Origin of the sequence: Vogesella sp. LIG4 (assembly GCF_900090205.1) — a bacterium.
Taxonomy (GTDB): domain Bacteria; phylum Pseudomonadota; class Gammaproteobacteria; order Burkholderiales; family Chromobacteriaceae; genus Vogesella.
Genome location: NZ_LT607802.1, coordinates 664,361 through 675,049, shown reverse-complemented (window position 1 = coordinate 675,049; position 10,689 = coordinate 664,361). Strand labels below are relative to the sequence as shown.

8 protein-coding genes and 1 pseudogene are annotated in these 10,689 nt (G+C 43.8%); 2 read left to right on the top strand and 7 right to left on the bottom strand.

Annotated features, from left to right (window positions below):
* The first annotated feature begins 180 nt into the window (after positions 1–180).
* Complete coding sequence (locus PSELUDRAFT_RS03115; RefSeq protein WP_088965462.1) at positions 181–1,596, top strand: FAD-dependent oxidoreductase; 1,416 nt, start codon at positions 181–183, stop codon at positions 1,594–1,596.
* Positions 1,597–1,730: 134 nt separating this feature from the next.
* Entirely contained in the window at positions 1,731–2,900 is a 1,170-nt protein-coding gene (locus PSELUDRAFT_RS03110; protein WP_231895293.1) for a glycosyltransferase, read from the top strand.
* Between the two features lie 128 nt (positions 2,901–3,028).
* Here PSELUDRAFT_RS03110 and PSELUDRAFT_RS19720 read toward each other — a convergent pair.
* From PSELUDRAFT_RS19720 to PSELUDRAFT_RS03080, 7 genes and pseudogenes are all read right to left on the bottom strand, one after another.
* Positions 3,029–3,250 (bottom strand): annotated as a pseudogene (locus PSELUDRAFT_RS19720) (IS256 family transposase); the annotation flags it as partial.
* 353 nt (positions 3,251–3,603) lie between these two features.
* On the bottom strand, positions 3,604–4,704 hold the full coding sequence (locus PSELUDRAFT_RS03105) for a glycosyltransferase family 4 protein (RefSeq protein ID WP_088965460.1): 1,101 nt from the start codon (positions 4,702–4,704) through the stop codon (positions 3,604–3,606).
* Positions 4,705–4,797: 93 nt separating this feature from the next.
* A complete protein-coding gene (locus PSELUDRAFT_RS03100; protein ID WP_088965459.1) occupies positions 4,798–5,934 on the bottom strand; it encodes a glycosyltransferase in 1,137 nt (378 codons plus the stop codon).
* Positions 5,935–5,936: 2 nt separating this feature from the next.
* Complete coding sequence (locus PSELUDRAFT_RS03095) at positions 5,937–6,680, bottom strand: glycosyltransferase (RefSeq protein WP_157725009.1); 744 nt, start codon at positions 6,678–6,680, stop codon at positions 5,937–5,939.
* 293 nt (positions 6,681–6,973) lie between these two features.
* Positions 6,974–8,332, bottom strand: coding sequence for a lipid II flippase MurJ (locus PSELUDRAFT_RS03090; protein ID WP_088965457.1), 1,359 nt, complete (start codon positions 8,330–8,332; stop codon positions 6,974–6,976).
* Positions 8,329–9,540, bottom strand: a complete 1,212-nt coding sequence (locus tag PSELUDRAFT_RS03085) for a glycosyltransferase family 4 protein (RefSeq protein ID WP_088965456.1) — start codon at positions 9,538–9,540, stop codon at positions 8,329–8,331. Before PSELUDRAFT_RS03085 ends, PSELUDRAFT_RS03090 begins: the two co-directional genes overlap by 4 nt.
* Positions 9,537–10,679: a glycosyltransferase gene (locus PSELUDRAFT_RS03080; protein WP_088965455.1), complete on the bottom strand. Its 1,143-nt coding sequence runs from the start codon at positions 10,677–10,679 to the stop codon at positions 9,537–9,539. The genes PSELUDRAFT_RS03085 and PSELUDRAFT_RS03080 overlap by 4 nt, the downstream gene beginning before the upstream one ends.
* Between the last annotated feature and the right edge of the window lie 10 nt (positions 10,680–10,689).

Genomic DNA, 10,689 nt, shown 5'->3' with positions numbered 1-10,689 from the left:
ATCGCCGACGCGCAGCAGATCGTGAATAGGCTCTAAAAGGGACGGGCGGGATGTCCGCCCCCTAATGCGTCCGCTCGACCCTGCTGCTGCGCTGCGGCAGCAAGGCTGAACGGTCGGGCGCTCGACTAAAAAGGAAACGGTTTGCGGCCAACGTTGGCCGCATGCCGGAGGAACGGAATCATGGGTGACGTTTTCCAGTTCATGAAGCTCTCGCGCAACCCCGGCGACAAGGTGGAAGTCGCGGTGCGCAAGATCGAATTCAAAGAAATCTACACGCCGCTGCATGCGGTGGATGCCGGCGAGCAGGCGGGGCGCTGCCTGTCCTGTGGCAACCCCTACTGCGAGTGGGAGTGCCCGGTACACAACTACATCCCCAACTGGCTGAAGCTGGTGAAGGAAGGCAAGCTGTTCGAAGCGGCGGAAATGTCGCACAAGACCAATAGCCTGCCGGAGATCTGCGGCCGCGTCTGCCCGCAGGATCGCCTGTGCGAAGGCGCCTGCACCCTGGAGCAGGGCGGTTTTGGCGCGGTAACCATCGGTAGCATCGAGAAATTCATCACCGACGAGGCCTACAAGGCCGGCTGGCGTCCGGACATGTCCAAAGTGGTGTGGAGCAGCAAGAAGGTGGCAGTGATCGGCGCCGGCCCGGCCGGCCTCGCCTGTGCCGACGTGCTGGTGCGCAACGGCGTGCGCCCGGTGGTGTTCGACCGCTACGAGGAAATCGGCGGCCTGCTCACTTTCGGCATTCCCGAGTTCAAGCTGGAAAAGGCAGTGGTGAAACGCCGCCGCGAGATCATGGAAGGCATGGGCGTGGAGTTCCGCCTCAACACCGAGATCGGCCGCGACATCGAGATCGAAACGCTGCTGGAAGACTACGACGCCGTGTTCATGGGCATGGGCGCCTACAAGTACATGAAAGGCGGCTTTGAAGGCGAAAGCCTGCCGGGCGTGCTGGAAGCGCTGCCGTTCCTGATCAACAACGTGCGCCAGTGCCTGGATACCCTGCCGGCCGGCGAAGCCGCAGTATCGATGGAAGGCAAGCGCGTGGTGGTACTGGGCGGTGGCGACACTGCCATGGACTGCAACCGCACCTCCATCCGCCAGGGCGCCAGCAAGGTGATCTGCGCCTACCGCCGCGACGAAGCCAACATGCCGGGCTCCAAGCGCGAAGTGGGCAACGCGCGCGAAGAAGGCGTGGAATTCCTGTGGAACCGCCAGCCGATGGGCATCGAACAGGCCGCTGACGGCAGCCTGCGCCTGAAACTGGCGGAAACCCGTCTGGGCGCACCGGATGCCAAGGGCCGCCGCAACGCCGAAATCGTGCCGGGCAGCGAAGAAGTGATCGAGTGCGATCACGTCATCATCGCCTTCGGCTTCCAGGCCGAGGCCGCCAGCTGGTTCGAACGGCAGGGCATCAACGTTGCGGCCAACGGCCGCACCGTAGCCAAGGGCAACGGTGCGTTCCACTACCAGACCAGCAACCCGAAAATCTTCGCCGGCGGCGACCAGGTTCGCGGAGCCGACCTGGTGGTGCGCGCCGTGTTCGAAGGCCGCCAGGCGGCGGAGGGGATGTTGAGCTACCTGCAGGTGTGGTAGCCGCTAGCGGTGATGCGTTAAACCGGCACTTGCTAAAGCAAGTGCCATTTTTATTTACAGGTAATCATCACGAAATACGTTGATGTAGAAATGATGAGATACAATTCGTCCTGTCCCTGTAGCTCCCACGACAAGTGGTAATTCTATCTACTTTATTCGCTATGCTGCTTTCCATATTCATCGCTGCTCTAGTTGTCAGTCTTCTGGTGTGCATCGCCCTTATCCGTACTCAACATCTTCATGCCCGGCTGAGTATGGATAACAGTAGTGGTGTGCAAAAATTTCATGTCAACCCGACCCCTCGTATCGGGGGGGTTCCGCTGTTTTTGGGAGTATTGTTGGCCGCGCTAGTATCACAACTGGCCCATGACCATGTGGGTAAGCTGTTTGGGAACCTGTTGTTGGCGAGTATACCCGTGTTTTTAGCTGGTCTAACAGAGGACATGACCAAGCGGGTGTCCCCATTGTGGCGGTTACTGGCTGCTTTTACCTCAGCAGGGTTGGCCGCATGGCTTAGCGGGTGCATATTGCCCAAGCTGGGAATAATTGGAGTGGACTATTTGCTGCAGATATTTCCCGCCGTTGCTGTGCTCTTTACAGTGTTTGCCGTGGGGGGGGTATGCCATTCCATCAATATAATTGATGGATACAATGGCCTTATGGGGGGGGTTGTCTTATCGGTGACTGGTGCACTTGCCTATGTTTCACTGGCAGTAGGTGACCTACCATTATTGGCAGTTTGTCTTGCTCTGGCTGGAGGGATACTTGGTTTTTTAGTCTGGAATTTTCCTAAGGGCATGATATTTGCAGGCGATGCAGGGGCATATTTAGCAGGCTTTATGCTTGCAGAACTTGCCGTATTATTGGTTGCTCGCCATCCAGGAGTTGTTTCCCCATGGTTTCCATTTCTGGTACTAATTTACCCTGTATTTGAAACAATTTTCTCAATATGGCGGAAAAAATTTTTGCGTAAAATGTCCCCCGGCCTACCTGATGGGCTGCATTTTCATATGTTGGTATACAAACGACTGGTGCGTTGGATGGTAGGTAGTCGTGAGGTCTCTCACCTTACGCGACGTAATAGTTTGACAGCACCATATTTATGGGGTGTAGCATTGTTCTCGATTACACCGGCATTACTGCTATGGAAAGTAGAGTGGGCGCTGCAAGTGAGTGCAATTTTATTTGTCATTGGCTATGTGTGGGTATATCGCCGATTAGTTACATTCCGAGCCCCTCGTGCACTGGTACTACGGAAAAATCTCTCTAATGTTAAGTTGGGGCGAGGGGTGTATCGAAAATAAAATGAAATTTTTTAATGCAGACATAACCATATTCGGTGTTATACCCAGCTATGGTAATGGTATGAAAGACATGTCAGAATTTTTATGTAAATGGGGTTAGGGTTATGCTTGAGGATGTGTTCCTTGAACTAGTTGTAAAAGCGAGTCAGCGCAGCCGTCCAATTCCGAATCGACATGCTCCACTTTCAGCTGATGTTTTCAGCGCCAGGTAGAATAGCTTCTGTAACGCCCCTCCATTCGGGAATGAACTGCGCTTCATGGTCTGCTTGGCTCATGTTTACCGACTCGATGGCTTTGGCGGTGTAGATCACCTTACTAATCTCCGGAAGATAGTTGAAGCTTGGCGCCAAAACTGGTCGATGGGTTGCTAATCCGTATCCTACTCTTGCCGCTGCGGGTATTGCGGCTGGCATTTACCATACGACTCGTGTTTGCTGTGGCGCTCGTTGCGTGACCATTTCGGCATCCCGTGGCTTCTCGACCAATAGCTTAGTCAACTGCTTGAGTAGGTCGCTCTCGCCAATCAGACTTTCGGGTTTCTGGTAGTCGGCTAGCAGGCGGCTAGTAACACTTCCGGTTCGTTGTGCTCCTTACATGTTCATTGTGTCTCCGAATAAGACGGCAGTTTCCTGCCAATAGTCCATTTACACAAAATTCAGTACACGCCCGTATGAAGTGAAGTTGTATTGTCAATAGTGGAAGACTAATAATTATCGATTACATTTTGGTAAACGTTATTAATTTTGTCCAACATAATTTTCTCGGTAAAGTGCATTAGGTAACGTTTTCTAGCTGCTTTCCCCATATCTTCTAGTAATTCAGAGTCATTCAGAATTTTTAGTACAAGGGATGCTACTGTTTTTGGCTTGGCATAACGTGGTACTAGAAAGCCAGTCACTCCATCTTCAACTAGTTCTGGAATGCCCCCAACATCACTGGCGACCACTGGGAGCCCGGAGCGCATTGCTTCTATTATCGCGAGGGGAAGTCCTTCATGATGAGATAAAAGAATAAATATTGAAGCTGACCCCAGTAAGGCAGGGATATTATCACTTTCTCCCGTAAATTCAATGCGGGATTCAATATTTAACTTAGTCGTTAGTTTTTTACACTGAGATTGACTGGGGCCATCACCAACTAAAATGCAATGGACATTCTTTGGAAGTAATGGCATTGCCTCTAGCAAAAGCTTTGGATTCTTAGGTTTGGCAAAACGTGCCACCATAATTAAGGTATTTTTGGGCCTTACATTTTCGGATTGAGATGGAAAAGTAATACTTTCTATGCCATTGTGTATCGTAAAAAGTTGACTTGGTTTGGCAACTTTTTTGGAGATTGCCAGCTGCCGGTCGTACTCGGAAACTGTGATGATCGATTGGCCAAGGCGGGCAATCCACTTTTCAAGTGCCTTGCCGAGTAATCTTTGCCCAAGTGAGGCTCCTTCACTGAATGCCCAGCCGTGAGCAGTAAAAACACATGGGATTTTTTCAATATAACAAGCCAAGCGAGTCAGTATGCCCGCCTTGGATGAATGCGCATGGACAAGGTTTGGCGCGAGGCGTCTAAGGTGCTGTCTAATTACAAAAAGTGCCTTAATGTCATGTAATGGATGAATTGGGTGAATTATTTCCGGGCATAAAATAACCTGTGCTCCCAAAACTGTAGCCTTTTCTGTAAGAAAGCCTTCTGTGCCACATAATAAAAATACATTATGCCCTTGCTTGAGTTGATGTTGGATAAGGTTGAGTACATGCAATTGTGCTCCACCTCGCTCTGCTTTTGTTATGACATAAATTATTTGCATGTTGAAATTTGGGAAATTAATTTTCGCAGTGTAAATAGGGTAAAGAGCGCTGGTAATTTTGAAGAATTGTATAATATATGTTTATAGGCATGTCTATTTTTTCTGGTTGATTGAGATTTTGTCGATATCATAGCCAAGGCATTTTTTATAATTTAATAAAAAAGTTGTGTTGAAATAATCTGAATAATTGCTCTGCCATAAATTTAATGCATTACTTCCTTTTAGTTTTATTTCGTTTGGATTTATGGTGTTTAACCAACTGGATAATGGCAGCTGCCCTTCATTTAGCGCGTATCCTGTATTAAATAATTGCACTTTTACACCCGGTGGAGTACCGACTGTTGTGACTAGCGGCTTTCCCATCATTAAATGTTCATAATATTTATTAGGGGCGGCGAAGTAGTGGTTGCGAATGGTTTTATAATATAGCCCCACCTGTATATCACAGCTTGCAAGAATTCCCATCGCTTTTTCGCGGCCGACTGGTCCAAAATAGCGGATGTGCTCGTATTTGCTTGCATATTCTTCAATGAATTTTCTTAATCCTCCATCCCCAGCGATAAGTAATTGGACACTGTCTCGATTAGCCACTACCCGCAATAAATCTTCAAGCCCCCGATGTTGAGGCTCTAGTATGCCAACATATGCCAGTGTAATTTTAATGTTGCCGGGTTTATGTATATGCATGGGCTGTACTTGAATGGGGGCCGGTATATTTTCTAATATTACAATGCTTTCCCGATGAGGAAGCTCTAGCTGCTCCCGGCGGCATTCATCTGCCAGAATTAAGCTGCTAGCGCGATTCGCACATGTGCGCTCAATTTTATCAGCAAAAAATCTCAGAACTGCAGGAAAATGCCGAGAATCAGTGTATTTGTCATAAATGTCGAAAATTAATCTTTTATGAAGAATATTGGCAAAAATTAGTGCTGGGATAGCAGTATCAAGGTCAATTGCATGAATGGTATGATACTTTTTACGGAGCTGCCATAGTTTACAGACAATAAAGTAGTTCCAGCAGAGTAGTGACATAAGATTAGCCCATCCACCTCCTATACGAGTCTTTCTTTTATAAAGAAACTCGTTAAGTCCTGGCCGCGTACTATTGCTTCGATCCCAGCCCACGATGATACTCTCACCAGCAAGCAGTTCAACTGCCTGCAAATAGCGTTGTAGGCGACTATCAGTTTTTGGGAGTTGACTACGTAAAAAAATAATCTTGTCAGTCATTGCTATTTTTGGCCTTTGGCATGATATTGAAGTAATCTCAACCAAGCACTATCAAAATTAGCGTGTTCGCAGAAATTTTTAGAAAATTCTTGGGCGCGGCGAGAAAAATTTTCATAATCATTTTTAATAAGAGCTATTTTTTCCATTATTTCATCAGCGATTTTTTCATCTGTTGATGATAATATAAACTCAGGGATTTCATTTTCTAAATCACAGCCGATACCTGTTCGCCTTAACAGAACTGGGAGACCAGCAGACATCGCTTCTAGTGGAACAAACCCAAAACTTTCATAACGGCTTGGGAAAATTAGCATACAGTAATCCCGGTAACGATCTAGTAGAATTTTACGCGGTAGAGGTGGGAATGATTTTAAACCATCATATACTGCATCAGTATAACAATCTATCTCAAGCCCACGTTTGGCTAACTGAATTAATATATCTATTCCTTTTCCAAAAAATGAACCACTTCCTGCATAAATAAAACGACCGTTCCATGTTGGTGCATGATTAATGCGGTTGCTTTCTTGTATCGAATTACTGATCGTTGTTAGTACATTGATCCCTTTTTTTTTGTAAGTTGATGTGACAAAATTGGAAACCGCTATAGATGGATAATGCTTAGCACCAGAGTTTTGGAAAAATTTTGAGAATTTTAATTTTATTCGGCTGCGCAATGGAAGATGCTGTTTCAATGCATCCTCATAGGCTTGATAATCAATGTTAACGATAGAAATAACATTCATGTCACCGACGTTGGTTATAATAGAACTATCGGCCAATATAATGTCATAGGCGGAGTGTAGTTTTTTGATTTGAAAAGAAAAAAATGCAGGAAGCATTAGATCTATTAGCCAGAGTAATGCTCGCCTTATTGGGGGGGGGAGACCGTTTATTAAAAAATGGCCGGGCCTTCTGTACGTAATGTTTTTTACATCATGGCCATGTTCTTCATAGAGCTGCTGAATACGATCAAACAGTGTACTGTCTCCACCTCGGAGGGATGGGGTGATGTATGGGTACCGAGCTAGGCCAACTTTCATATATTGAATTTCTCAATAAAAGGAATAAACATTAAAATAGGTGGAATATTAATTAATATGACATGCAAAGTGCTGGCATTGTATAGATTTATTTTGCGTAAAAAAGCGGCGAGACAAAGATAGTAGACTCCGGCAGATACCGCTGCTGCCAATGCTAGACCTTGCCAACCAAGCCATTCAGAAAATAACCAGTTGAGAGCAATATTGAAAATAATGACAGCAGCGCTGCAAATTGCTGGAAATCGGATAATCTGATTGCAATATAATATTCGTAAATAGAGGCTAACTAAGCTTGAATACCATAGTACTGGTAAGTATACAATTCCGATACGATGAATGTCATGAATATTGCTGAGATTTACTTGGCCGTGATGATAGAAAATACGAATAATTTTTTCGCCTAGAAGGACATACCCAATAGTAAAAATAGTAAGCCAAGATATAATTCGTTTCTCTACCGTTCTAATCGTGATAATGGCCTTCTCCATGTCGTTTTTTTTATAAAGGGAGGATATGAATGGATAGGCGGAATTAATTGATGGATTAATAGGAACCCCTCCTAGCTGGGTAACTAAAAGTAGAGCTGTTTGCAAAATACTGAGACGACCCTCCGGAAAGCCTGCTGCAAACCATCTATCGATGAAAACGTTAATCATTCCCATCGACCCACTAATTATTAATGGAAAAGTTTGCCGCAAATAAGGTGCTATATTGTCTTTCCCATTAAAAAGTACTAGATTAAGTTTGCTGTAGATAGTTATGCAAATAAAGGCAGCTGGAGGAATGGATGCCCATCCTATGAGCCATATATTTTTGTTTAAGTAGCAATATAGAATAATGATTGCTATGCCGTTGATGGTTAAATAACTTAAAGCTCCGAAAAGAAAATTTCTTCTAGATTTGAAGTATTCGTCGGCAATTTGAATTAATTGGAAAAATAAGAAGGTGAGGATTACACCTGATATTATCATTACGCCCATTGAGTGAGTGGATAGTGCCTGTAATGATCGGTTCGGAGAGAAAGCAATCATTAAAATGCATGCAAATATTGTGATTGCCAGATAGATAATAGTAAATGCTATTATTATCACTCCTAGCAATCTTCGCTTGTTCCGACTGCCTAATCGTTGGGAATAGGGAATAAATGTTGCACTCAATGCGCCACTCAAAATACTTGAAACTGATGTGGCTATCCCAAAAATAAAAAAGTATAGATCGCTGAGATTAGAGAAGCCAATGCTCCAACTAATGATAAGGTTACGCAAATACCCTAAGCCTTTATTGGCGTTCTCGCTAAAAAATAATATTTTTCTAGCCGTACCTTGACCCTGTCGATATGAAAATAAGAAATTCAATTTTGGCTCATCTTGGAAAGTATTTTCCGGGCATGGCTGTTGTAGTCATGGTTGTCAAAAGCAAACTGTCTAGCTTGCGTACACACTTCATCTAGCTGATCGGGGGGGGTTTCTAATAAATCATTTAGAAGTTCTGATAGATTTTGTGGGTTGTTAGATTTAACAAGGTATCCATTTTTTTTGTGAATGATAATTTCTTTCATTCCTCCTATGGCACTGCAAATTACCAGTTTTCCTGCGGCCATTCCTTCAAGCATGCTAAGCGATGTGGCCTCTTCAATTCCATCGGAAGGAATTGATGGCATCAATAAAATATCTGCAGCTCTATAATAATTGTGAATGTCGCTATGGTCGATGTTACCGATAAAGTCGATGTAAGATTCAATGCCTAATGTTTTTGCTTGAGACTGTAAATTAAAACTTTCTGGCCCGTCTCCGACAACTATGAGGCGAATATTTTTTTTCAGTGGTATCAAAAGCGCAATGGCAGAGATGGCTACATGTACACCATTTTTTAATACTAGACGACGGGCTATTAAAATTATTTTTTCTCCATTCGGTGCGAGTCTCTTTTGCAGGTGCATTACTTCTTGATTTATAGGCTGTTGAAACGGCTCAATATTTATGGCATTAAAAATTACATCCACAGGCTCCGTAAAGCCATGTTGCGTTTGTAGGTAATCCCGAATTCGACTATCTACAGTGATAACAGAATTCGCTTTCTCTAAAGCCTCACGTTCCAATTCAAAGCCGATTTTTTCTATTGTAGGTTTGTTATGTTCACCATAATAGCCATAATTTATCATTTCCCACGTATAATATCCATGTAGAGTGAGTGCTATACGTGGGAGTGCTCCCTTATGTGGCTGTAAAGCAGCCGAGCAAGCAACGGCTGCCATGGGGTCTTGAGCGCTAATTAAATCGGGTGAAAAATCCGTCATGGACTGATGTAAATTATGAATCAGTTCATTTTTTATTTTTCTTAGATATTTTTTGAAAAAAAATACAGGGAAAGTCGACCATGTTCGACTAATTCGAAATATAATACGTGTCCATATTGGCATTGTGATTTTTTGAGGGCGAGGGAAAATGGTGCGAACTTCATGTCCCTGTTTTCGCCAAGCCGCTATTAACAAATTTTGGTGAATGTGCTTTCCGCCTATATTTAGCTTTTCGGAGTTGTCTTGGGAAACTAATAGAATTTTCATGGTGAGTTTATTGCAATAAAATACTGTAGTGATAGAAAATCAAGGATTTTTTGTAGTTTAATTTTTTCTTCGTATGATTTTACTTCTATATAATCATAGTCGCTTTTAATTAATGAATAATATATTTCTGGCACATTTCCTTTTATATGATCCTTGTAAAATTGTCTTGCATCTGCTGGGGTGTACTCTAGTTCACGTGATAGCACTATTTTGAGACATTTATGCTGTTTTTTATTTTTTGATTTGAATGATTTTCCAATTGCTCGTGCCATGTCTATTAGTATTTCGGGATAGCCATATCTTTCCAGGTCTTTGGCCCAATATATGAAATATTGGAAAGCACCAAGTTCGCAAGGGACTTTCAGTATATTTGGTGGGGTTATCGAGATTTTCCTAAATATCCTAAAAAAACAATAACCCCAAGCAGTGTTGCCTGAAAAATCAAAGCCAGCGGCCAGGATGCGCGATGTGGTTCGGAATTGGCCGGATAGTGCAACAAATTTGCCGATGTCTGAGTGAATGTAATTTTCATCAAAAACTCGATAACAGTACCAAGGCTCAATTTTCTGTAAATATAGCGGTTTCAAGTTAAAATAATTTAGATAATAAATGGTGTTTTGTTTTATATAGTTTGGTAATACATGGCTAAAAAATGCATTGCGCCGCACAAAGAATGGGTCGCCTATTGGATTTCCTCCCATTCCTATCATAATTTTTCGAGAAATTTTTGTGTTTAATTGCGTTGGCACATGTAAGAATCCGCTGTCGTTACCATTTTTATCTATTAATTTATAATCGGCATATACTCCGTCGCACTTCAGGTGATGTAGCCTGTCAGCCACTTCTCGCAGTGTTGTGTTGCTGACAAAGTAATCATCTGAGTGCATTAAACAAATAAATTCACCCATAATAAATGGTACGGCAGCAAGCAGGGCATTAAGTTGATCAGTATTACTCTGGTGGATGACCTTTATGCGTGAGTCCGCTAATTTATTTAATCGGAAATGCGTATTATCTGTTGAGCCGTCATTGATGATGATCCACTGCCATTCGGTGTAGTCTTGTGATAGAACAGAATGTATTAGTGAAGATAAATGAACTTCATCGTTGAATGTTGGTGTGAGGATGGTGATAGTCATGGGTGAGATT